This is a genomic window from Nostoc sp. S13, assembly GCF_029379315.1.
In the GTDB taxonomy this organism is placed as follows: Bacteria; Cyanobacteriota; Cyanobacteriia; order Cyanobacteriales; family Nostocaceae; genus Nostoc.
The window spans coordinates 53,213-77,136 of sequence record NZ_JAQYWQ010000006.1 but is presented as its reverse complement, the minus strand read 5'-3'; the positions used below and the strand labels follow the sequence as shown (position 1 = coordinate 77,136).

The 23,924-nt window shown below is 42.1% G+C and carries 21 protein-coding genes; 8 read left to right on the top strand and 13 right to left on the bottom strand.

Features of this window, described 5'->3' with window-relative positions:
* Positions 1-59 precede the first annotated feature (59 nt).
* On the bottom strand, positions 60-1,499 hold the full coding sequence (gene sufB, locus PUQ00_RS03565; protein WP_300413249.1) for a Fe-S cluster assembly protein SufB: 1,440 nt from the start codon (positions 1,497-1,499) through the stop codon (positions 60-62).
* 246 nt (positions 1,500-1,745) lie between these two features.
* Between sufB and sufR the strand changes: the two genes are divergently transcribed.
* A complete protein-coding gene (gene sufR / locus PUQ00_RS03560; protein WP_300413247.1) occupies positions 1,746-2,441 on the top strand; it encodes an iron-sulfur cluster biosynthesis transcriptional regulator SufR in 696 nt (231 codons plus the stop codon).
* Between the two features lie 88 nt (positions 2,442-2,529).
* Entirely contained in the window at positions 2,530-2,790 is a 261-nt protein-coding gene (locus PUQ00_RS03555) for a hypothetical protein (RefSeq protein WP_300413245.1), read from the top strand.
* Between the two features lie 713 nt (positions 2,791-3,503).
* On the opposite strand, the gene PUQ00_RS03550 is transcribed toward PUQ00_RS03555, so the two are convergent.
* Positions 3,504-4,133, bottom strand: a complete 630-nt coding sequence (locus PUQ00_RS03550) for a hypothetical protein (RefSeq protein WP_300413243.1) — start codon at positions 4,131-4,133, stop codon at positions 3,504-3,506.
* A gap of 324 nt (positions 4,134-4,457) precedes the next feature.
* Positions 4,458-4,784 (bottom strand): YbjQ family protein, encoded by a 327-nt coding sequence (locus PUQ00_RS03545; protein ID WP_300413241.1) that lies wholly within the window; start codon positions 4,782-4,784, stop codon positions 4,458-4,460.
* Between the two features lie 590 nt (positions 4,785-5,374).
* Here PUQ00_RS03545 and PUQ00_RS03540 point away from each other — a divergent pair.
* A complete protein-coding gene (locus PUQ00_RS03540) occupies positions 5,375-6,055 on the top strand; it encodes a tetratricopeptide repeat protein (protein ID WP_300413239.1) in 681 nt (226 codons plus the stop codon).
* A gap of 2 nt (positions 6,056-6,057) precedes the next feature.
* On the opposite strand, the gene PUQ00_RS03535 is transcribed toward PUQ00_RS03540, so the two are convergent.
* From PUQ00_RS03535 to PUQ00_RS03515, 5 genes are all read right to left on the bottom strand, one after another.
* The gene (locus PUQ00_RS03535) at positions 6,058-6,969 is read right to left on the bottom strand and encodes an ABC transporter ATP-binding protein (RefSeq protein ID WP_300413349.1); all 912 of its coding nucleotides are present in this window, start codon (positions 6,967-6,969) and stop codon (positions 6,058-6,060) included.
* A 100-nt stretch (positions 6,970-7,069) separates the two neighbouring features.
* Entirely contained in the window at positions 7,070-7,321 is a 252-nt protein-coding gene (locus PUQ00_RS03530) for a hypothetical protein (protein WP_300413237.1), read from the bottom strand.
* A 2-nt stretch (positions 7,322-7,323) separates the two neighbouring features.
* A complete protein-coding gene (locus tag PUQ00_RS03525; RefSeq protein WP_300413235.1) occupies positions 7,324-8,181 on the bottom strand; it encodes a hypothetical protein in 858 nt (285 codons plus the stop codon).
* 166 nt (positions 8,182-8,347) lie between these two features.
* Complete coding sequence (locus PUQ00_RS03520; protein ID WP_300413233.1) at positions 8,348-9,124, bottom strand: RNA polymerase sigma factor SigF; 777 nt, start codon at positions 9,122-9,124, stop codon at positions 8,348-8,350.
* Between the two features lie 834 nt (positions 9,125-9,958).
* Complete coding sequence (locus PUQ00_RS03515) at positions 9,959-10,798, bottom strand: photosystem II manganese-stabilizing polypeptide (protein WP_300413231.1); 840 nt, start codon at positions 10,796-10,798, stop codon at positions 9,959-9,961.
* Positions 10,799-10,897: 99 nt separating this feature from the next.
* Here PUQ00_RS03515 and PUQ00_RS03510 point away from each other — a divergent pair, with 99 nt between their 5' ends.
* Together PUQ00_RS03510 and PUQ00_RS03505 are read left to right on the top strand one after the other, a co-directional pair.
* A complete protein-coding gene (locus PUQ00_RS03510) occupies positions 10,898-11,278 on the top strand; it encodes a hypothetical protein (protein WP_300413229.1) in 381 nt (126 codons plus the stop codon).
* Positions 11,279-11,607: 329 nt separating this feature from the next.
* Positions 11,608-11,955 (top strand): hypothetical protein, encoded by a 348-nt coding sequence (locus PUQ00_RS03505; RefSeq protein ID WP_300413227.1) that lies wholly within the window; start codon positions 11,608-11,610, stop codon positions 11,953-11,955.
* A 128-nt stretch (positions 11,956-12,083) separates the two neighbouring features.
* On the opposite strand, the gene PUQ00_RS03500 is transcribed toward PUQ00_RS03505, so the two are convergent.
* The 3 genes from PUQ00_RS03500 to PUQ00_RS03490 are packed head-to-tail and all read right to left on the bottom strand — an operon-like array spanning position 12,084 to position 18,620.
* On the bottom strand, positions 12,084-17,144 hold the full coding sequence (locus PUQ00_RS03500) for a hypothetical protein (RefSeq protein WP_300413225.1): 5,061 nt from the start codon (positions 17,142-17,144) through the stop codon (positions 12,084-12,086).
* Positions 17,145-17,154: 10 nt separating this feature from the next.
* Entirely contained in the window at positions 17,155-17,307 is a 153-nt protein-coding gene (locus tag PUQ00_RS03495) for a hypothetical protein (protein ID WP_300413223.1), read from the bottom strand.
* On the bottom strand, positions 17,289-18,620 hold the full coding sequence (locus PUQ00_RS03490) for a P-loop NTPase fold protein (RefSeq protein ID WP_300413221.1): 1,332 nt from the start codon (positions 18,618-18,620) through the stop codon (positions 17,289-17,291). Before PUQ00_RS03490 ends, PUQ00_RS03495 begins: the two co-directional genes overlap by 19 nt.
* Before the next feature lie 711 nt (positions 18,621-19,331).
* Here PUQ00_RS03490 and PUQ00_RS03485 point away from each other — a divergent pair.
* From PUQ00_RS03485 to ftsZ, 3 genes are all read left to right on the top strand, one after another.
* Positions 19,332-20,165 carry an FtsQ-type POTRA domain-containing protein gene (locus tag PUQ00_RS03485; RefSeq protein WP_300413219.1) on the top strand — a complete coding sequence of 278 codons (834 nt, stop codon included), beginning with the start codon at positions 19,332-19,334 and terminating at the stop codon, positions 20,163-20,165.
* 866 nt (positions 20,166-21,031) lie between these two features.
* Complete coding sequence (locus tag PUQ00_RS03480) at positions 21,032-21,319, top strand: hypothetical protein (RefSeq protein WP_300413217.1); 288 nt, start codon at positions 21,032-21,034, stop codon at positions 21,317-21,319.
* Between the two features lie 60 nt (positions 21,320-21,379).
* Positions 21,380-22,684, top strand: a complete 1,305-nt coding sequence (gene ftsZ, locus PUQ00_RS03475) for a cell division protein FtsZ (RefSeq protein ID WP_300413216.1) — start codon at positions 21,380-21,382, stop codon at positions 22,682-22,684.
* A gap of 558 nt (positions 22,685-23,242) precedes the next feature.
* Here the strand turns inward: ftsZ and PUQ00_RS03470 are convergent.
* Together PUQ00_RS03470 and PUQ00_RS03465 are read right to left on the bottom strand one after the other, a co-directional pair.
* The gene (locus tag PUQ00_RS03470; RefSeq protein ID WP_300413214.1) at positions 23,243-23,545 is read right to left on the bottom strand and encodes a PEP-CTERM sorting domain-containing protein; all 303 of its coding nucleotides are present in this window, start codon (positions 23,543-23,545) and stop codon (positions 23,243-23,245) included.
* Positions 23,546-23,617: 72 nt separating this feature from the next.
* Positions 23,618-23,887, bottom strand: coding sequence for a hypothetical protein (locus tag PUQ00_RS03465; protein WP_300413212.1), 270 nt, complete (start codon positions 23,885-23,887; stop codon positions 23,618-23,620).
* Positions 23,888-23,924 lie beyond the last annotated feature (37 nt).

Here is a 23,924-nt window from a genome sequence, read left to right as displayed (position 1 = left end):
TTATTCTTCCAAAGATAAACACAGAGCGCCGATGTATCTGTGTTTATCTTTGGTTCCATTTATCCAACACTGCCTTCCAACTTCAAACTCAACAACTTATCAGCTTCTACAGCAAACTCCATCGGTAACTGATTGAAAACATCCTTACAGAAGCCGCTAATCATCATCGAAATGGCATCTTCTGAAGAAATACCCCGTTGAGCGAAGTAGAATAGTTGATCTTCCCCAATCTTGGAAGTAGAAGCTTCATGCTCCACCTTCGCAGCATTATTTTGCACCTGGATGTAGGGGAAAGTATTGGCATGGGCATTATCCCCAATTAGCATTGAGTCACACTGAGAATAATTTCTCGCCCCTTTCGCTGTCGGGTTGACTTTCACCAAACCCCGGTAGCTATTGCTGGATTTACCTGCGGAGATTCCTTTAGAAATAATTGTACTGCGGGTATTCTTACCTACGTGAATCATCTTACTGCCAGTATCGGCTTGCTGCATATGATTTGTCAGCGCCACCGAGTAGAATTCACCTACAGAATTATCGCCCACCAACACACAGCTGGGATATTTCCAAGTAATTGCCGAACCTGTTTCTACTTGAGTCCACGAAATCTTGGAATTTACACCCTGACACAAACCGCGCTTGGTGACAAAGTTGTAAATACCACCTTTACCGTTAGCATCTCCAGCGTACCAGTTTTGTACAGTGGAGTATTTGATTTCGGCGTTGTCAAGGGCGACAAGTTCCACAACGGCGGCGTGCAGCTGGTTGCTGTCATACATCGGTGCGGTGCAACCTTCGAGGTAAGAAACATAACTACCTTCTTCGGCGACAATCAAAGTCCGCTCAAATTGTCCCGTGTCACCAGAGTTGATCCGGAAGTAAGTAGAAAGTTCCATTGGGCATTTCACGCCTTTAGGAATGTAGACAAAGGAACCATCGCTAAATACGGCGGCGTTCAAGGCGGCAAAATAGTTATCAGCAATGGGAACAACGCTACCCAGATATTTTTTAATCAGTTCTGGGTGTTCTTGCAACGCTTCGGAAAACGAACAGAAAATAACGCCATCTTCCGCTAGCTTTTCTTTAAATGTAGTGGCGACAGAGACGCTATCGAAAATCGCATCCACAGCAACATTTGCTAGTCGCTTCTGTTCAGATAAAGAAATGCCTAACTTCTCGAAGGTTTCTAAAAGGGTTGGATCAACTTCGTCCAAGCTGTTTAGTTTTTCTTTCTTGCGCTTCGGCGCTGAGTAGTAAATGATATCCTGATAATTAATTGGCGGATACTTGACATTAGGCCAAGTTGGTTCCGTCATTTTTTGCCACTGGCGATAAGCTCTGAGGCGAAAATCCAGCATGAACTGCGGCTCGTTCTTCTTAGAGGAGATCAAGCGGATAACGTCCTCGTCTAGTCCACGCGGAATCGTGTCGGACTCAATGTCTGTGACAAAGCCGTACTTGTAGGGTTGGTTGACTAAGGTTTTGACAGTGGCACTCATCAGTAATAATCTCTCGTGTTCGGAACTGGAATCTCTATAAGGATGGAAGACGGGCTTTTGTTTAGCCGATTCCCATCTCGCATTACGGAATGGTTACACGGCTGCTAGAATAGTGGTGGAGAGTAAAACAACAGCTATGTTGTTTAATGTATCTTCATTTTACGCTAAATTAACAACAACAATGTTGTCAAAGTCAAATTTTCAAAGAAATTTTTGGGACGTTTGCTGAACGTCTCGCACCCGAAGATGACGACTATCCACCAGTCCTCAACCAAGCAAGATATCCTAGAGTATCTGCACAAACACGAAAAAGCAACGGCTTTGGAGCTAGCTGAAGTTTTAGACGTTACCCCCCAAGCGATTCGTCGCCATCTCAAAGATTTGGAGGCAGAGGAGCTAGTTTTGTATTCGACATCAGTGCAGGCGGGGATGGGGCGTCCGCAGCATCTTTATCAATTGAGTCGTCAGGGACGCGATCGCTTGCATCGAACAATGAGCGATCGCTTCGGTGATGGCCACGGCAATTTTGCGGTTTCGCTGCTAGACACCTTAGCCGAAACGATGGGAGATGACCAATTTAAATGGATTTTACAGAAACAGTGGGAGCGCAAAGCACTAGAATATCGCGATCGCGTGGGTAGTGGTTCACTGCGGCAACGTGTAGCCAACTTAGTAGAGTTCAGAAAAGCGGAAGGCTTCATGGCGGAGTATCACCCTGTTGATGCGAATGACTGCTTTGAGAGCGATCGCTTTATCTTAATGGAGCATAACTGCGCCATTTCCAACGTTGCCGAGTCTTTCCCCAGCATTTGTGGTCACGAATTAGAAATGTTTGCAGCCGTCTTACCAGATTGTACCGTAGAACGCACCCACTGGATTATTGATGGCGAACATCGTTGTGGCTATTTGGTACAAGCTTGCCAGCAAAATTCTCATAAATAAACTCGGTTTTACATCTAGCTTCGGTAATCGATAATAGCTGAATAGCAACTACCCATTATCAATAATCAACTAAGTTTGAGATAGCGTTATGGACGTACTACCACAGCAACCATCAGCACAATTTTTAACTCTGGAAGAGTCCGCAAAAGTAGACGCGGCTTTGTTGTCTTCCCCAGAAAAGTTTTTAACAAGATTGACAATTTCATCACTTAAACTTTTGAAGCATATCGCCCAAGATTACGGCGTTGCGATTGAAGATTTGACAGCGCAACAAGTAATTGGTTGGTTTGAAAAAGATGGCAAAATTCGGCGTGAGCAGGGCATTGAAGTTTCATATTTGAAATGGTGATCTGCGGTAGTAAAGTTTTCGTTTAATTTATTTAGAAAAAATAACCATCCAAAATATTGCGCTTCTAAAAAACATTTCTATTTTTTAGAAGCGTGATATTAATAGATATCCGAAAAATTAATAATATTTAGAAAATGGGAGTAAAGATTTTAAATATTTTTGCGATCGTACTAAGCTAGTATTAGAGACAACAAAATAAATCCGGTTGTTGCGTTGGTTTTATGGGAGAGCATTAAAATCGCAGTTTTATAGAAAGGCTCAAAAACTTAAAACCCACTCACAGCAATAAATCTAGCGTATTTTTAGGTTTTATTTATTATTCTGTTCCATAAAATGAACTGAAGAACCTAAAAAGTTAGATTGCAGGTGCTAACAAAAGCCAAATTTTAACAGCTATCGATAGTCATATTTTGACTACGCCAGAATTAATTGATCGCTACAAACGCCAGTTTTAAATATTGAAGAAGAATTCAGAAGTCAGAATACATTCGTCAGAATGCAATCAGTGTGGGATTCAGACCCCCCACTACGAAAGTTGACCACAAAACAAGAAAATTTGGCGGGGGTGCAAAAACGCCGTTTATTCATCCACCAGTCGCACAAAATACCCAAGTGAATTCTGGCGACTGGCACCTTTATTCTGTTTCATAAAAAAAACACCTTCAAAAAAGGTGCTTTTAAAGTTGATAACATTTTGTTTGTCAAACAATTCTTCAAGGATTGTAGTTAGTGCGGGGACTACGAGCTCCAGTTACGGCTCCAATCATTGAAGCTATTAAACCCAACAAAGAACCAAACACAAACCACCACAATCCCGAACGTAAATTACCTGCCGCTTCACGAGCTTGTTCGGCACTTATGTTTGCTTGTGGTACATTAACACCACCTTGCTGTTGTACCTGGTTTATGACTGCCCCAGCGTTGGAAGCAGCAACACCAAAAGCACCAGATACTCCACTTGCTAAAAGCCATGAGCTAACTGCCAAAGTCGTAGCCCAAAGAATTGCGCCGTTAAGAAGAGCTGTATTGCGCTTCATTGGCCCACAAGCACGGGCTGTAACCCAACCACCCGTAAATAGAGAAATCAACAAAGCTATGGTTGACCAAAGCCCCGCATTACCCGCAGCGTTTGGGGCAATTGATCTGGGTGCACCTGAACCTTCAACTGCACCTGCGGCAAAAGCGCCAATTATAGCGCTCAAAATTAATTGGGTAGCTAAAGAAACCAACAAACCAGAAATAATCGGCCCCCAGCGAACAAGATCATGATATTCAGTTACTCGGCCTGCTACCACAGGTTCATTAGAAATAACGTCATCACCTGTTCGATTTACGTATGACATTGCTTATGTTCTCCAGTGCTGTTTCAACAAACTATATTTCAGGTATATTCAAATCTTTATACTTAAGATTAAATAACTAAATCATCTATTTTCATATCTATCAATAGAAATATTTAATGAATATATCTTCAGTGATAAAAAAACTAACACCTTTAACAATTTTTAATCAAATTTAGTATTTTTTTTATTTAATGATTCTTTAGAAGTTAAAATACAGTTATTAACTGCTATATATAATACATCCGCAAAAAATTAGACTTAATACAAAACTTTGTAACCTTTATTAAAAAATCTTCACAAAGTAATTAGACAAACAATAAAAAATTAACGCATCTTTACAGCAGTGCCTGTGGCAGTAATCAGCAAAAGAACTCCTGATTGGTCAAGATTGATTGTACCAGTATCAATTTCAATGCCGATCACAGCATTTGCTCCTAAACGTTGTGCTCGTTGCTCTAATTCTTCTAGTGCCTTGCGTTGACCCTGCTCAAATAGACGCTCATAACTACCAGTGCGTCCACCGATAATATCTCGAATACCAGCCAAAAAGTCTCGTAAGAAATTGCTGCCGTAGACTACTTCTGCTGTCACAACACCTAAATATGACTCAATAACCGCTCCTTGAATCACATCAGTAGTACTTATAATCATAAATTAGCCTCCCAAATAACATCTAGCTTGATATTTATTATTAAAATACTCTAACAAATGTAAATTTATTTACACATTTATAATTAGCCTGGGTTGAGATAAGTTTGATAAACATATTCTGACACAATTTTAGATTGCGATCGCACACATGGGCCGTGAAGTGCCATTGTCGGATCGCCTATTTAGAATTAAGGGAAGCTTGTAAAATCTCACCCTAATTCTCTCCGTGGGTTCCGAAAGGAAGCAAGAATCTTGTTTCTCATCTGGTATATTTGCTTTCATTGAGATGCTCCCAGAATTAAGTGAGACATCTATTGGTTTGGTTCTTGGGGAATTATAAGTATAACTACTGTAAAAAAAGAGTGTAATTTTGGTATTCTCCGAATTTATATGTAGAGTAAGCTCATTTGATCATTTATACCTGGCACTTGATCTTTCAGTAAAGACTCTGTGATATGCCACTGATTGTAAAGGAAAGAGTAGATAAACAATTAACATTTAATGAATACGAAGAAATACAGTTTTCAAAAGTCCATATTTTTGTTTTAATGTACAAGAAAAAAGTCGTCTAAAATTTCAGGAAATTTACTGTGTACAAGCCAACATCATTTGTGTTTAGTGTAGTGTTATTAGGATGTTTTGCCTTCAGCATACCTTCAGTGGCTCAGGCTCAGGTACTAGTGGCACAAACTAAAAACCCACAGTTAAAGCAACTGCTAGAAGAAGGACGGAGGTTAGTTGATACCGGTAATTATGGTGGTGCGATCGCAGTTTATCAGCAAGCAGCTAGCCTAGATCCCAAAAATGCTAAAATTCATTCAGGTATTGGCTACTTATACGCTCAACAGGGAAATTACCGAGCGGCATTAACTGCTTATCGTCGAGCGATCGCTATCAACCCTAACAATAGTGATTTTTACTACGCTGTAGGTTACATCAAAGCGAATTTGGGCGACACACCTGGGGCAAAGGAAGGCTACCGTCGTGCCATACAGCTGAACCGTAACAACGTTAATGCCTATTTAGGATTGGCTGTGACGCAATCGCGTATGGGAGACTATAGTGCAGCTACCTGGGCATACCAACAAGCAATCGAGTTGGATAAGAACAATGCTCAAACTTATGAGTTGATGGGTTCGATGTATAAACAGCGACGACAAGCCAAACAAGCAAACAGCTTGCTACAGAAAGCCCGTGACTTGTACAAGCGGCGCAATGACTCAAATGGCGTAGAAAGGGTAGAAGCTATGCTGCGACAGTTAGGAGGATGAGGTTAGTCTAACTGGCGTCCCGTTAATTCCACAAAAATATCTTCCAAGTTAGAGGGACGCACCATCATTCCGGTTTTATCGGGCTGTTCATTCAAGTAGATATTTGCTGCTTCCAAGGATGGAAAAAACAAATATTCCCAGCGACGAGCGCCATCACTCTCCACTTCAGACAGATTTAATTGCTTCATTACCAAACCTTCACCGTGAGCAGAACGCAGCTGTTGTAAAGTTCCCAAAGAAATCAGCTTACCACTATCCATAATACCGATACGTCCTGGCTTGGTAGAGCCAAAGGCATCGCATAAAAATTCGACCTCATCCATATAATGAGTGGTCAGTAGCATCGTCATCCCCTGCTTATTCAAATCCCGAATAATTTCCCAGAGGCGTCGCCTGGTTTGGGGGTCTAGTCCTACCGTTGGTTCATCCAAAAACAAAATTTGCGGTTGATGTAATAAAGCTCTCGCAATCTGCAACCGTCGTTTCATACCCCCAGACAGGGTTTTTACCAAATCATCACGTTTTTGTGCTAGCTCAAGAGACTCTAGCCATTGATTAATTAGTTTTTGTCGCTGCGGGTTGCTAATGTGATGTAGTCTCCCATGCAGTTCCATATTTTCCCAAACGGTTAAATCGTTATCCACACTAATTTGCTGCAAGACTACGCCAATACTCTGTTTTGCCAGCATTGCTTGGCTCTTCACATCATATCCACTTACTTCTATCCGTCCTTGGGACGGTTTCGTGAGTGTAGTCAGCATCCGAATTGTGGTTGATTTACCCGCACCGTTCGGGCCAAGTAGAGCAAATATCTCCCCCGCCTCAATTTTGAATGACAGGTCATTGACTACAGGTACATTGTTGTAAAACTTGTAGACGTTTTCTAGAAAGACAGCAGTTTTTTGAGTACGCAAGTTTTCAGCTAAATTCAATAAATTGATATTAACATTCGTGAATAACAAAATTCCCGACTTCTTGGGAAAATCGGGAATCTGAGGCTTCGATTTTCGCAAATCAAATAAGATTTATATAGCGATTTTGATAGTAAGCCAAAATTTGGCTAACTCGTTGCCGACTTTCTGAGCCAGAGTTTGCTGTCCACGAGATGGACAAGCCACCAATTTGACTTTGATTGTAATCAAACTGTTGGGATGACTGGGGAATTAAATCTACTTCTACCCCTTCCACTTGACATAAATGAGCTGCTATCTCTCTATAGACTGCTAAAGGTAAACCAGGGAATTCAATTTTTTCCTTAGTCTCCATGTTTATGAAGCTCCAACATTAGAAGGATTTGAGGGGGGCGTTGTCACTGAAACAGGATTACCGCTAGCAGGTGCAGCTGACGGCGTTGAATTGACAGCCCCTTCCCCTACCATTTTGGCAACTTCAATACCATATTGTTCCAGAATCACGATGGGGTTGTAGCCCTGATTCATTTCAATACGTTTAATCAGTACACCATCTGCTAATCGCTGTCCCGCCTGCACATAGCGACTCGTCGGCTCATCGGGTACTTTGATAATTGCTTGTGGTTCCTGACTAATCAGAACTACACCAGTCACAAGCACTCCCCTTGCTAACTCAGGTTGTGCTGGCGCTGGCAATACAGATACTAAAGTCGGGTTGGAGACAACTTGAGGCAAAACCTTAGGCAAGACTGAAGTCAAGATAGGATTGACTTTTTTTGGTTTTGGTACAGAAGAAATGTTATTTTTCTTTGGATTTAAAGCTATGCTGCGTGTTGGAAGTTTTCGTCCTGCTAATGATCTAGTGGGTAGCTTAGGCAACACGGGAACAGGTCTTCCAGATGTTGGAGGCATTGCGGGAGCCGTCTGCCCGAAAAGTTGTGCAAATGGGTCACTTCGATTTTTTGATAGCACAACTAGCCGTGCCCGCTCTGTAGCATTAGTGGATTGAATCAAGTTAACAGATGCGGGAGTAACTTGTGATACCTCTCTGGTAGGTATCACTGGATTCTTAAAGGATTGAGCCGTTGCTGGCGACTTTGCTGCTATTTTGGGAATTGGTGCAGGATTAATGGCTTTTTGTGTATCTTCAGAAGCACATCCAGCGATCGCCAAAGTTAAAATAGCTGCAATTGTAATTTTTGAATTTACGCCCATGAGCTGTTCTCAAAAGCCATTGGAAAATTGAAAAGTGGAAATTAACAAGCCTGAAATTTGTATCAAAGGCAAAGTATCTTCCCTTTATAACCTAATTTTTTAGATTTAAAAGGTTATTTTTAGCACTGCCCACCCAGCATAACTGCGGATTGGTGTTTATTTGCAGTCAATCTTCTGCCACACCCATAAGCTGTTTCATCAAATCCAGTCCTTTCTTGACTCTACGGGAAACCGTTACTACACTGATGCCCAAATGTTCCGCAACTTGTTTTTGTGTCAAATCTTGCAAAAACACACATTCCAACACATCGCGGGTGCGTTTTTCTAGCTGAACCAATGCTTGTTGTAAGCGAAATTGGTCTTCTTGTGCTAGTTGAAAGCTGCGATAGTGAGGATCTGGAACCAATTCTCCCAAACAGGTAGAGCCTTCTTCTCCGTCTTGGACTGGCACATCGAGACTCAAGGGAGCGCGATTAATCCATGCTAATTTAATTTCTTGCCATTCGTTTGGAGAAATTTCCAGTACTGTTGCTAATTCCGAATCGGTTGGTTGACGATTATGTTTTTCACGCCAAGAACGTGAAACTCCTATTGCTTGCTGTTGTAGCGCTAACCACCTGCGAGGAATTCGCACCGTGACACCTTTATCTCGGAGATAATGTTGAATTTCACCCCGAATATAGGGAAGAGCATAGGAACTGAAGGCATGTCCTTTGGAAAGTTCAAATTTTTCAATAGCTCTGATTAAACCCAAACATCCAACCTGGAGCAAATCATCGTAGGTTTCATGACATTGATTTGTCCAGTAGTGAGCTTCTTTTCTGACAAGCCCAAAATTGAGTTCTACCAGTTGATTGCGGATATTTTCTGACGGAGATTGCTGGTATTCTCGCAACAACTGCCAAATTTCGTGTTTGAGTTCATTGGTGACTGTGGTAGGCATAGCACCCTATTTATTGAGCAAAAAAAGAATTAATGTTCACTTTGAAATTCAGCTGCGATCGCACGACATTAAAGACAATATCGCCCTATATTTCCTAGCAAATACTATGTAGATAACAAAGTTTTTCTATAAATATTTCATAGGTTGTTTGACAATCGAGCAAAATTTAAATTGGCTAAATCACCTGTGTGCAACTTGATCTCAAACCTAACCCCCAACCGTTTCCTTACAAGGGAACAGGAGCCGAATCAAAGCCTCTCGAACTGTGGGGGAGTCAGTCAGTGCGTTGCCTATTTTTCCACGCCACTCCCCACACGCCAGGGGGTGGCTAAGAGTTGTAGCAACTGGTGTGAGAGGAATGGAAGCGGGGTGACAAGAATAAGTTGCACATCGTGTTAAATCGGTATTTAGTTTGTTATTTATCTTTGGTATGACCTATAGTTTTTTTAGAACTACATACAAATAAAATATAAAATTAATTACTAAATATCAAACCGAAATTGTACTTAATTTGAATTAATTAATGATCAAGTTAATTTAAAAAAACAAAAAAATAGTCTTCAGGATTTTGTTGGATCAGAAAAAATTGAATTTACAGTAAAATTACGTGTCTCTTTAACTGAGATTTATCCCATCTTTAAAAATTACTAATAAAAATTAAAAAGTACTATGTATGTTTACGCAAGCCAATAAAAAAGGGCAAGATGCCCTTTGTTATACTTACAGCGCTTTTCAAGTAATTGAACTACACCACTCCTTATTCAACATTGCCCATCTCAGTCGTGGTCTAGATCCCTGAAAACTGCTGTAAGTACATGCGTTACTTCCGAGGATTTAGCCACGAGCCGGTTCAACCCGTGCATAAAATAGACCGCGAATTTTGACTTCTTTAGGTTCGCCAGCACCTAAATCTGTATCAGATGGCTGTTCGCTCTCGAAAGTACCAGCAATTTCACCACTAGAGTTATCTACTTTAGCGATTCGCAGAGAAATCTTGCCATTGAGATTTTCAGCACGCTTGACGTTAGTGCGGGTAAGTTCTTCATCATCCGCTTGGGCGGGGAGAGCCACGGCATTATCGTAGCCACTGACAACACCACGACCTTTGGGATCTAGGAAGGCAGCACCACGATAGGAAGGAACTTTGAAAGTGCCCTCAAAGTCCGTGGAGGTGTTAATACTGCTCAAACTGGGTTGTGTTTGAGCAACCAAGTTTTTGATGGTGAATAGGAAAGGTACTCGCTCACCACCAGGAAGTTGCACAGTGATGGCTTGGAAGTCAAGACCATCAGTTTCCGCAAAGGTCAAGCTATTATCTGAGTTGATTTTTAGGTTGCCTTGCACCTGATCAATAGTCGAAGTGTATCTGGTCAACAATTTGCCAGCCACAAATTCTGCTTCTTGGCGTTTATTAGCAGGTTCTTCTTTGATGAAGAAGCTGGTTGGTTCCAAGCAAAGTTCTTTGATGGCATAGGACTGGCTAGAATCAATGGGAATAGAGCCACGGGTTGTTTCTGTTAGTTGGGGGCATTTATTAGCCAAGCCAGTCCCGCGAATTTGATCGTAAGTGAGTACATCTCTACTATTACTAGTACTAGCAGGAGCATCACTACAAGCAGTTATTAGCCCCAGGCACAAAGCCAAGAATGCAACAATTAAAGCGCGATACCTCATGGTCAACCTCAATCTCAAAAATTAATAGATTTGTTGTAAAACTGCATCGAAGCTTTGATCTCTGATGAGAAGCCGCTACTCTGCTGCGAAAAGCTATTTTTGGTTGGACACGGCTTCACTCTGATTTCCAGAGCTGAACCAAGTGTTTGGGCATCTAGATTGTCTGCTTTGCACTTTGCTCTTGCCTATGGCAAAAGCGGCATCGCCCAAGTCTTTTTGTATCATGTATGTGACGCTACTACATACAACCCATTGTTTGATGGGGAAATCAGCCAGATCATACGATTTTTTTTAACTCAAAATCAAAGTGCTCTTAATCAAAAAAGTCTCCTCCAGATCACATCTAGCTGCTGTGGAGGCTATGCTAAAGGTTACTACGCTCTTTTAGGAGCGATCGCAATTGCTTTTGATAAAGATACAAATCTAGTTATATTTACCTCGACTAGGGCAAGGGGACAAGGGGACAGGGAGACACGGTGAGTTCAAAAAACTTTAATACAAGCCTACAGAATGTTTATCGAAGAAGAATTCAGAATTCAGGAGCCAGAATGGATTCTATGCGATGGTTACTGAGCTTGTCGAAGTATTGGATCGAGAATCGAGGTTTAAAACCCCGATTTTAAACGCGTGTGAAGAAAAAATTCTTTTCGTGACTCTTCGCCCTGACTTGACTGCTGGGTATTCTGAATTCACCAATTCTGTCTTCAGCAGGACTTGTGATCACTGCTTGTCTAGAGTGACAAGCTAGGGAAAATTAAAAATCTCCGGTAAATTTGAGTTGACCTGATTATTTATACGGAAAGGGTGGGATGAATAATAATCAAAATTTTGAATCAGGAGAGTTGTCTTGGAAACAGCAAGCGATCGCAACTGTGGTGTATGATGCTGTTCAGGTTTGTCAAGGCGATACTGTAGCTCTTTTGGCAATGCTTAGGCAATTGGAGCAGTTACACCGAGAGATCCGGGATGGGGTTTTTCAAGAGAGTTTGCCTGTTAACCGTCGGCAACTCTACTCACTACTGAAAGATATTGAGTCTGAGGGAGGCTGGCCTTACATTGAGCGGATGAGACTACAAGCATTTTTAGCGAATTTGCCACAAGAGGCTCCCGAAGAAAATAGCCATGAAGTTTTGGAGAGCGATCGCTCATGCGGCTGAATCATCTCGAAAATTATTTTCTAGCTCTAAATTACCAACTCAGATCGTCTCATCAACCGCTAAACCAAGAGCGGTTCCTGGTTGATGCTTTAAGAGTTCATGTCAATTCACTCTTTTACTGCTACAAATCATTGTTCCTTGTCCCCTGGACTACGAGTTATACCATCACAAAGAAGGCGATCGCGCTCCTCAAGATTGCGGTTGTGTTTGAGGTAATCGCCCACCCAGTCGCAACCACGAACAAGCAGATCATCAAGATGTAAATTCCACAGAATTATCGTCTTGTCATCACTAGCTGATGCTAGTGTTTGACCATCTGGGCTAAAACTAATACTTAATACTGAAGCGCGATGCCCATTGAGACTTTTAATTAATTTGCCGTCAAGGCTCCAGAGTTTTACTGTCCCGTCCCAACTGGCGGCGGCAAGCAATTCACCATTTGGGCTGAAAGTCACGGCATTGAAGCTATCGCTGTACCCCTTTAATAAGGTTTTTAACAACTTCCCATCCCGTCGCCACAGTTTCACGGTATTATCCCAGCTGGCAGAAGCCAATAACTCGTCAGTGGGACTAAAGCTGACACCCATCACCCAGCTGCCGTGGGGCGAGAAAGTTTTGAGTAAAGTACCATCCCGTTGCCAAAGTTTAACAGTTCGGTCATCACTGGCAGAGGCTAAAACCTGACTATCATGGCTGAAGTTTACACTATTTACCCAACCCCGATGCCCGACTAAGGTTTTGAGCAACTTGCCCTGACGGTTCCAAAGTTTCACTGTTTTATCTTTGCTAGCTGATGCCAAAAATTGACCATCAGGACTGAAATTCACGCTCATCACACTATCGCTATGCCCATAGAGAGTCATGATTAAAGTACCGTCAAGCCGCCAAAGTTTCACTGTTTTGTCAAAACTTCCTGAGGCCAGCATTTCACCTTTTGGGTCAAAACTGACACTAGGAACTTGATTTGTGTGCCCCACTAAAGTTTTGTAGAGTCGGGTTTTGACCTCGCCATTACTAGTGTATCGCTCCCAAAGTTTGATAGTGCGATCGCTACTACCAGAAGCTAGTATCCGGCCATCGGGACTCCAAGCAACGCTCAAAACTCGCTTCCGATGTCCTTGAAGAATAGACGGTATTGGGGGATCTAAACTCCATAATTTCACACTTTTGTCATAACTTCCTGAAGCCAGCAATTTGTTATTTGGACTGAAAGCGATGCTGACAACACCATCGCTGTGTCCTTTGAAGGTTTTGAGTAAAGTACCAGTGATACTCCAAAGGTTTATAGTTTTGTCTTGACTTGCAGAAGCTAACTTTTTACTATCGGAACTAAAGTTCAAACTCCACACTATATCGCTATGGTGTCGTAAAGTTTTGTAAGGACGAAAGTCAAAACCGTCTTTAGTGCTGTTACTTTCCCTGAGCCAAAGTTTCACTGTCTGATCTCGACCTGTTGACGCCAAGAATTTACCGTCTGGGCTGAAAACAGCTACAGTTACACCCTGCTGATGTCCCTGCAAAGTTGTAACGAGGCTACCGTCCCGTCGCCAGATTTTCACTGTCTTGTCGTCGCTGGCGGAGGCGATGAATTGACTATCGGGACTGAAGTTTACCCAGTTAACCCACCCTCGATGTCCTTTCAATATTTTTACTAAGCTACCGTCTTTGCGCCACAGTTTTACGGTTGTATCGTTACTGCCAGTAGCTAATAATTCCCCATCAGGACTGAAATTAACGCTATAAACCCAATCTCCGTGTCCTTTGAGGGTTTTATATGGCTTGGGGTCAAATTCACCTGTAATCGGGTTTTTGCGCCAGATTTGCACTGTTTTGTCAAGGCTGGCGGAGGCTAGGGTTTGACCATCAGGGCTGAAACTTACACAGGTGACAGCATCAGTGTGACCTTTGAGGGTTTGGAGTAAGGTTCCGTCAGGACGCCAAAGTTTCACCGTCTGATCTCGGCTACCTGATGCTAGCAACTGACCATCTGGGCTGAAAGTTACTCCCCAGACAACATCAGTGTGCCCTTCCAGGCGGTTAACCTCCGTTACCCCATAAACTGCCTGTTGCAGGGCTGTCACTACCCGCATTCGGGTATCTGGCTGCACAACCTCTGCCTGTTTAAGTCCTCTCCAAGCCCGCAAACCTTCTAATACGGCATCAAACTCTTTATTAGACGCAAACAAAGCTTCGCTACCAGCAGTGATCGCACTAATTTTCAAGTTGGTTTCACTGTGTTCAGCTCGTAGAGTTTGGCTAATTGCTGCTCTTTTTTGTAAGTCGGCTTGCCACCATAATGCTGCGATTGTTCCTCCCATGATTGCCAGGATTGCGCCTGCGATCCGTGCTTCTTGCAGTCGCCGTTGCAATACCAAATTGAGTTGCTTTTGACTAAGTTTTTGGGCAACTTCAGCTTGAGTTTTTTCAAGTTTGACTTTTTCTAATTCGGCAAGGATGACATAATTGTTTTTTTGGCGAATTGGTTCAACTAAATAATCGTGAACTAGCTGGTAGCGATCGCCTAACTCTTCTCTGATTCGCAACACCAACCCTGAACCCACCAATATTTCTAAAATCAGTTCCCCAACTGTGCCAAAGGTTGAGATTGTATCTATATCATGATTATTAACTAATGCCGCCGCTAAATCAGCTTTAGTTTTTAACGGTCGCGTCCCCTTTTGATCAGTTAACTCAAATAATAATTTCCAACTTAACTCTTCGTTTTCCTGACCGCAGTCTTTGATAACTTCCCCAAGCCAGCGTTCCACCAATTTTGTCGAGCCGCCGGAAAGCTTATATTGTCCGAGTGTGGTAATGTTTTCTATTTGTAGTTGAGCACCAACTATTTGTAATTCAATTGGATGTACTTCGTCTAGTTCTCCTGTCAAATCCTGGACTAATCGGTTAATTAATTCATCACTCAGTTCATAATGTGAACGTTGAGTAAGACTATGAATTATGGCTTTGGCATCCTGGCTAGAGAATTTTCCTAAATAGTAGCGAATGTCTTTATCAAGAATATTTTTATTAATTACTCCTAAATCATATAATCCAGTACTATTTTTCTGGCTAAAACGTTCAAATTCTAATAAATGATGTAAATAATCTTCTCTTAATGAAAGAATAATTTTTACAAATGAAATATTTAAACATTCAGTGAAAAAATTATAAAACTCTATTCTGTGTGTGGGAGGATTACTAACAAAGAAAAATTCTTCAAACTGGTCTAATATAATAATTATTGTATAATTGCGCTCAGATGCTAACCGAATTCTTTCTAGCAGTATACTAGGTGTAGAGTCAAGATTAACTGATATTCCTGTGTATGCCAGCGCTTGGTTGATACTGGTTATCAAGATTGTAATCCAATCAGTGTAAACAGACAAAACAATAGGTATAGGAATACGATCACCGATAGCTTTTCCCTTTAGGGCTGGGACTAAACCAGCTTTGAGAATTGAGCTTTTACCTACACCTGATGGCCCATAAATTACTGTAAGTTTGTAGTCAGCGCGGGTAATTCTTTCAATTAAGCGATTAACATCTTGCTGCCGTCCAGAAGCAGATATTTCTTGGGCAATTTCTTCAGGAATAGACGGTATTTTGTGAAGTTCCAATACTGGGTTAATTCTGGGGCGTTGTGGCTGCAATTGACTTGCCCCGATGAAAGCACGAAAGCCATACTGATGTTCTATTTGAATTTTTTCTTGCTTCAGTTTAAAGGCTTCTGTATAGTCATGACGCTCAAAAAAGTAAAGCGATCGCAGTTCCTCTAAAATCTCTAAGTAAAGTGATGGCTGATGTTGTAGCTCACAAACTACCCTCGCCCATTCCAGGTTATTAATCGCCTCCTCCGACTCACCCAGATGCCTCTGTGTACGTGCTAGCAAGAGAAGATACCAACTTTCTTGTCGTCGTGTTCGCAAAGCATCTCGCAGAGAAATTTCTGTTGCTTCTTCGGAGATAGAAAGTGCTGTATTCGCTAATTCATGAGCTAGTAACCAATTTGACTCAGAAGCCGCCACATTTGCTAAAAAGCCATAATTTTGAGCAACTTGTGCCGGAGTTCCATAAGTTTTATGTAAACGTAATGACTTTTGAGCTAATTTTTTTAAGTCATCCCAAGCTTGTAAGCGTTGCAGCATTTCACAAGCAGGCAAAATAAATTTAGCAACTAAGTCTTCTCTGTGTACCTCCTCCAATAGCTCCAAGCATTGTTTAAACCACAAGAGAGCATGTTCGCAATAGTTACTATTAGTATTGTGGTATAAGTCTGCCATTCGGTGATAACACAGCCCCAGGTGGAATAGTACTATTGCTTGCTTGAGTAAAGACGAAGGGGGCACAATGTGAGGAGATGAGAGGGGCAAAGAAAAATTACTCTCCCACTCTGCCACTTTGCTTGCTTCCTGCTGCCATAACGCTAGGCTTCTTTGATAATTGGCTAAAGCACCATTAATTTGATCGTTGGCATATTTATCTCGCCCCAACACAAATTCTAAACTAGCTTCTAATCCTGGTGTTAATTGAACGCCATACAGGCGCAGCAAATCATTACGGGCTGATTCTATTTCGTGGCGGTGTTGGGACTTGGGATCTAAATCGAGAAAGGCATTAGATAAAAATGTTTCGGCACCTGCTTCTAAAACTTTGTCAAATAGAGATTCTGCCTCTTGACGGATCAAAGCAATTAAATCAGCTTTGGCCATTTCAAATTTAATAGTAGTTGCAGCCCAGCTTTTGAAATCAGGTGCTAATTTGGAAAGCAATGATGCCACTTCATCTTGTAGCCACAACACCACTGGAAATGGAAAAGTCGCGGCATAAATATCTCGTGCTTGGTTGATGCCTGTAAGTAAGTTTTCCAGGTCAGTAGTTGACTCAATACCGAAAACCATCACAGCAGATGGCAAAGAATCTGTAAGGACGGCAGGATTATCTAAAGATAGTTCTGAGACTATTGTGCTATGTAAGGAAGTAGTTGATGGATTGAGAACGATTTCTCTGATATAGATGTCTTTGCTGATCGAGCGAATATTCTCTAACATTTGCTCACGTAATTGGACATAGTTACATCGAACTAAAATCAGGACAAATTGACCTTCAGAAAGCGCGATCGCTCTAATCAGTCTTTGCAAAGTTTGCTGATTTTCTTTGGTGTAAATGTGTAGCTGCTTGTCATTAGTCATTGGTTATTGGTTATTGGGCATTGGGCATTGGGCATTGGGTATTGGGCATTGGGCATTGGGCATTGGGCATGGGGCATGGGGCATTAGTCCAACGACAAATGACAAAGGACAAAGGACAAAGGACAAATGACTTACCCAGTACTGTTACTTCTTTTGTTGCCAAGCCAAAACTTTTTCTGTTTCTGCCAAGGCTGGACTGATGCCAAACCACCGTCCTACAGGATCACGATATTCAAACAGATACATACTTCTTAGTAAGCTCTGGTAGTCAGACTCACCTTTAACTCTCTGCTGCTGCACTACTTCAAACAATAATTCCCACTGTAATTCATCAATAGCTAATAGCAGATCGTCGCGGTAGTCCTTAATCACGGCTTCTAGGCAGTCCTGAGAAAAAGGTGGATCTTGTCGTTGTAGGCAGCTATAAAGTAAACCTAATAAGTTACGAATATGACCACCACTAACGCGACATAAACGATCCAAGGTTTGGGAGTGATCGAATAATTCTGTAATTAATAAAAGCCTGCCATTCAAAGGAACTTCTGGAAAAGCTCTTGCTAGAACTAACTGGCGCACTAGTGACATTCCTGGTTCGTAGTCACTACCATCTCTTTGCCGCACTAACACCATTGGCAGTACTTTTGGCGCAATCCCTCCCCCCAGACGATTTTTTAGTGTCTCATACTCATTGGAGAAAATTAACGTTAAGGGAATGGTGTAAACTAGGTGGCATTTGAGTCGGCGTAACTGTTCGCCTCGGTCGATGAAGAGATATTCTGGTTGCGATCGCCCGGATGCTAAGGGACGCATATCCACTCGATCCAAATTATCTACAATCACTACCAGTCCTTTTTGACCCCGCAGCTTTAGCTGTTCAACAGCCTTTTCTAAAATTTCTTCGTTAATCGCTTGCAAAATACTATTGGTACGTGGTTCTAGATATTGCCTGAGTTGATTACGCGTCTGGGTGCTATCTTTGGTTTTGGCGGTAATTTTGGCAATACCCAAGGACAATTCTGCTTGTCCAGAAAGTTCTATGGGGGTTTGCAAAAAATCGCCTACTTCTTTAAGCAAATTGGTAAAGTAACCAGCTTTGAGTTTGATGCTAATGCCTTCTAAACTGGCACTGACTTGACGCGCTACACTCAGCAGAATATCGCTGATATCAATATCCGCCATGTCTAAGTCTTGACTGGACTCAAAATAAACCACATGAAATCCCGCCAATTCCAGTTCTGTCTTCAGGCGCTGCAATTCCGTTGACTTACCGCAGCCAATATGACCGGTAAATAACTGACAGGTAGGCTCATCAGGAGAAATCCGAACAATAGTCCGTTGCAATTCTTCGACAATCTTGCAACCACGTACATCAGCAAAATCTATGTAATACTGTCGGTCTAGCACGTTACTAATATTTAGCGTGTAGCTGGGGTTACATGCTTTATAAAAACGTGACAAATTTAATGTCGTTTTCATGTGTGTAGATGTGTATGTAGATGTCTATGTAGCTGTCTATGTAGATGCAGTTTAATTCGTATTTTTTATACAAATAATATCTATCAGATATTTAGGCATACGATTAACTCGTAAGTTGGTAGTATCTTGCAAAGGACAGCACTTGGTGCAGAATTACTACCAGTAGCTGTCAGTAGTATGGTAGAAATTTAATTGACCCTAATAACCTTAAACATATCTGTACTGTTTTACACCTGGTATTGAGGTTTTGACAATCTCTAGCTTTTGTTTGACCGGCCACAAACCTTTAGGGCTTAGTGATCAGTAAAAAAAACTACAACCGAGCATGGTTTTTAGTTTGGATAGCTGATGATATAGGACTGGTATTAATTATAGCAAAGTATACAGAGATTGCGGAATACTTTCTTATCATTTCACGTTCTATTTGTCAAGAAGACAAAATCCTAAACATCTAAATTAATATTTTGTAATCTTTAGGGAAAATCTTTAAAAATAACTTGTCAAAAAGACTACGGTCAGTTACAAATGGACACCGGAAACTTTAATCGGAACGATCGCTAGCGCCATAATTCTTGTGTAGTTACTGTAAAGTGTTACTAAAAATAAAAAAGTTTTCAGGAGATCGGCTAACAGATGCCAACACTGTTTACTGAAATTAGGAATGATACGATCGCGTCAAGGAATTTAGATTGCAACCACAAAGGGGTTTGAATGGCTGGCATAATATCAGTTTCCCGCACAAATCTAGCCCAGCGTCGTCAGAAATTACGTCGGCACAGACGGATAAAAGTTATTCAGGCTATTTGGCGAACCTTTGCCATTATTGGTTTGACGGGTGGATTATTCTGGATGGCAGTCCAACCAGTGTGGATGCTAAAAGCTCCCAAACAAATAGTGATGAAATCAGGCGATAAATTCCTGTCGGATGAAACAGCTCAGTCATTGTTGGTGCTATCTTACCCCCAGTCTTTGTGGCGGATTGAACCGTCGGCAATCGCCAACTCTTTGAAAAAACAACCAACTATTGCCCAAGCGACCGTCAGACGCCGCCTGTTTCCTCCTGGATTAATCATCGACATCCAAGAACGAGTGCCTGTAGCGGTGACTCAAACACCTGGCAACAAAAAAGTAACAATCGGCTTACTAGATGCAAGTGGGGCCTGGATGCCTTTAGAAAAATACACATCACTGAATCCTACTAGGAAATTACCCAATCTCAGAGTAATTGGCTCGCCAAAACAATACTGCCTCTACTGGACTCAACTTCATCAAGCTATCAGCCAAAGTCCGGTGAAAGTAATGGAAATTAATTGCCAAAATCCAACGAATTTAATTTTGAAAACAGAACTAGGAAATGTGCATCTCGGCGTTCCAGGCCCCCAGATGTCTGAACAAATTAAGGTACTCGCCCAAATGCGCCATTTAGGAGCAAAACTCAATTCCGGTCAAATAGAGTATATTGATCTGAAAAATCCCGAAATTCCCTTAGTACAAATGAACCAAGAAGTTCAAAAATTAACTCCCAAAATCCCTAAAAAAATCTAGCGTGTTTAATAGACTTATCCGGAAATGAGAACTTTATTTGGCTGAAACCTAGCTCTGGAGAGGGTTTTAGAGGTTCCTGTTTTATATAAGCTAAAAAGCCAGCTATGTAAGGGTTTCAGCTATTTTGAGGTTTATTTGTGGATAAGTCTAATGTATTTATAGCTCCGAGTAAATTAAGAAGCTTTATGCTGATAAATATATTTATTATTTTCAGTTTTCTGGCAAACCGGACGAAAATCGGCATTAACTTCTAATTAAAATGAGAAGATCAATCATAAAATCTCCATTGCGAGTAAAACATTCTCAATTGTTACCCTAACATCTAATAGTAGGGTGCAAGATGTCGGACAATCTCATGATGGTCTATGGCGTGCAAAACGCCTTCTGCCCATACATTCTTTGACTAAACCTAGTGCGAACAAGAGAAAAATGCTTGAGTTTTTCATTAAGATCAGACTTGCGAACAGAGGCATTGATCAGAACGATTTACGCCGCCATCCAAGTGCAGAGCCAAAAACACTCTGGCTTTGGTCTGTTGAGGAGACTTCCAAAGACAGTTTACCGAAGTTTGAATCTGTAAGGGTATCGCCCAAAGTTGCATAATCGTTGCTTCTGGGCAATAAGTCTGGATAACTCTGTGGCGTAATTCCGATTGGGTGAGGAAACCTCTAAGAAAATCTTGATTTTTTCACCCCACTAGTGCGGGTTCTCGTAGGATAGACTATTGCTCCAACAAAGTGTCCATTAAGACCCCCCAAAGAACAAGTTAATCAGGTATAGTTTGACAAGTAAATTCTTGCTGGCTTGAACCTTAAGGATAAGTAAGTATAACGTAAGTTTTGTGTCTAAAGTTGCAATCATCCCCAATGGTGAAACCTATTAACAATATTATTGTTGAGGCAGAGAAGAGGCGCTATAGTGTGTCTTTACAAGTTATGCCCTCCGCCCAGAAGAATGAAGAGATTGATGTCTGGTTGAAGTTATACAGGTCAATTTTAGATAAATGTAGGTATACTTCTCTAGAATTGGCTGTGCGATCGGCTGCTTTAAAAGCTTATCCCATAGCAAATTTTCGCACTGTCAATTCTGTTAGGCTTGGCAGTAGTGAAAACAATAAAGAACAGTGCCATAGTATTGTGGCACTGTCAAACTAAAGTTGACTCTGAGGTGAATAACACCTGAAAAAGTCGTTTATCTACCCTTTGACAAATCCAATGACACTTGATAATAACCAAGGACTTACCTATAAAAATTCCCAATCTGCGGGACAGCCGGGGTTCTCTCTGGCAGTTAACTCAACCAATCCCTTTAATAACTCTGGGCTGAACTTCGGACAAAATCACGATAATAAGAAGATTTCTGCGGAAAATAGCCGAATTGGCGAGATTGTTCCTGGTCGGGTCGCCAACATCAAAGTGATTGGTGTCGGTGGTGGTGGTGGCAATGCTGTTAACCGCATGATCGAGTCTGATGTCTCTGGAGTAGAGTTTTGGTCAATTAACACTGATGCCCAAGCTCTTACCTTAGCTGGCGCTCCAAGTCGATTGCAAATTGGACAGAAGCTAACGCGGGGTTTAGGAGCAGGTGGTAATCCTGCCATCGGTCAAAAGGCAGCTGAGGAATCACGGGACGAAATTGCTACGGCTTTGGAGGGTGCAGACTTAGTATTTATCACTGCTGGTATGGGAGGTGGTACTGGGACAGGTGCAGCTCCAATCGTGGCAGAAGTAGCCAAAGAGATGGGCGCTCTCACTGTTGGTGTAGTCACACGTCCATTTGTATTTGAAGGACGCCGCCGCACCAGCCAAGCGGAACAAGGTATTGAAGGGCTAAAAAGTAGAGTAGATACACTGATCATTATCCCCAACAACAAACTGCTGGAAGTGATCCCCGAACAAACACCTGTGCAAGAAGCTTTTCGCTATGCAGATGATGTGCTGCGTCAAGGGGTGCAAGGTATTTCCGATATCATCACGATCCCCGGTTTAGTAAACGTTGACTTTGCTGATGTCCGAGCTGTGATGGCAGATGCGGGATCGGCATTGATGGGAATTGGAGTGAGTTCTGGAAAATCTAGAGCCAGAGAAGCGGCGATCGCAGCTATTTCTTCACCGTTACTAGAGTGTTCTATTGAAGGTGCCAGAGGGGTTGTGTTTAATATTACTGGTGGGACTGACCTGACTTTGCATGAAGTGAATGCAGCCGCAGAAGCAATCTATGAAGTCGTTGATCCCAACGCCAATATTATTTTTGGGGCTGTAATTGATGACAGACTCCAAGGTGAGGTGAGAATTACTGTAATTGCCACCGGCTTTACAGGTGAAGTGCAAGCTGTGCCACAACAAAGCGTGGTTAACGTTCGGGTAGCACCTAATACTACGAAGCGACCAACAACACAGCAACCTACAGTTAATCCCCCAACCTCAACCCCAACTCCAACTCCAATTCCAGAACCAAAAGAAAAACCTGGATTGGATATACCTGATTTTCTGAGAAACCGACGTACACCAAGGAATTAAGAAATTTTGGATTTGAGACTTTCCTGCCGAACGCTAGGCGTAGCTTGCTTCTCCGTTCGCGGAGCGTCTCGTAGAGAAGGAGTACGTCGTGAGCGTTCAGTCGAACGATTTTAGATTAACTTAGCAGTCTCAGGTCAAGCTGAGTGCTGTATAAAATCTGCTAGTTTCAGGGCTTTACCAAGGGCAGGGGTAAGCAATGCATTGCCATCCCCGATTTTGCCAATTGGTAAAAAAACTCGTCAACGCTACTTTATAGAATTAATTTGGGCAGGAGTCTCTTGGCTCGGATGTCCAACTGGGCTTTTGTCACAAAAAAACCGAAATACCTGCCCAACTACGGATGAAATAAGTAAATGAACAAAAATATTTACAGTCATTGCGAGCGTTAGCGGAGCCTCTCGTAGAGAAGCGAAGTAATCCCAGCCCTTGTGATTGCTACCCTGCGGCAACGTCAAAGGCGAACATTCCGCTTCTCTACGAGACGCTACCGCGAACGCTGCATTCGCAATGACGTTGTGTAATTAATTATGTTTATTTACTTAGTAGTACGCTCAAAGATCAAACAGAAGTGGCTCTTTGGCGGTGTCGGCGCATCAGCAGATAAACTCCCATCGCACCTACACCAATTAGTGCTGTAACGGTTTTTGGTTCTGGAACTGTCTGGAATGAGCCATTCACCGTAAACTGACCTTTTAAGGCAACACCTACCTGTAAACTGAGTGGTTGGATCTGGGAAAAGGCTAATGTGCCAGTAGCACCCCTGAATATCCCCTCACCCCCAATAATATTGACAGTACCAGAAGACTTCACTGTCAGGGTTCCAAAGTCAATCAACCCAGTACCACTTGCGGCTCCAAACAACTTGTCACTGCTGCCGCTTCCTGCAAACGTGATATAGCCAGAAGGAAACCCTGTAAGCTGAAAGCTGTCGGTTCAGTGTTGAAACTGTAGAAACCTGATAGCAAAATTAGTTTGGGAGTAGCTCAGGCTATTAGTTTGGAGCAGTCCATATGGGGCATCAGCGCTTGAACCTGGAACAAATATCTGTTGGAGGTTTGGCGTGAGGTCTTTGGCGGTTGCCAATATATCGTAATTGGCGCTAAATGGATAAGTAGTTTGCGCTGTCGCTGGCTCTGCACGCACTCCAAAAGCGGCTAACATCAAAGCAACTGAAACCACCCAGAAAGTCTGTAAGTGAATCATGCTCGGCATTCCTCTTAAAGTAGAACATATTGATTCT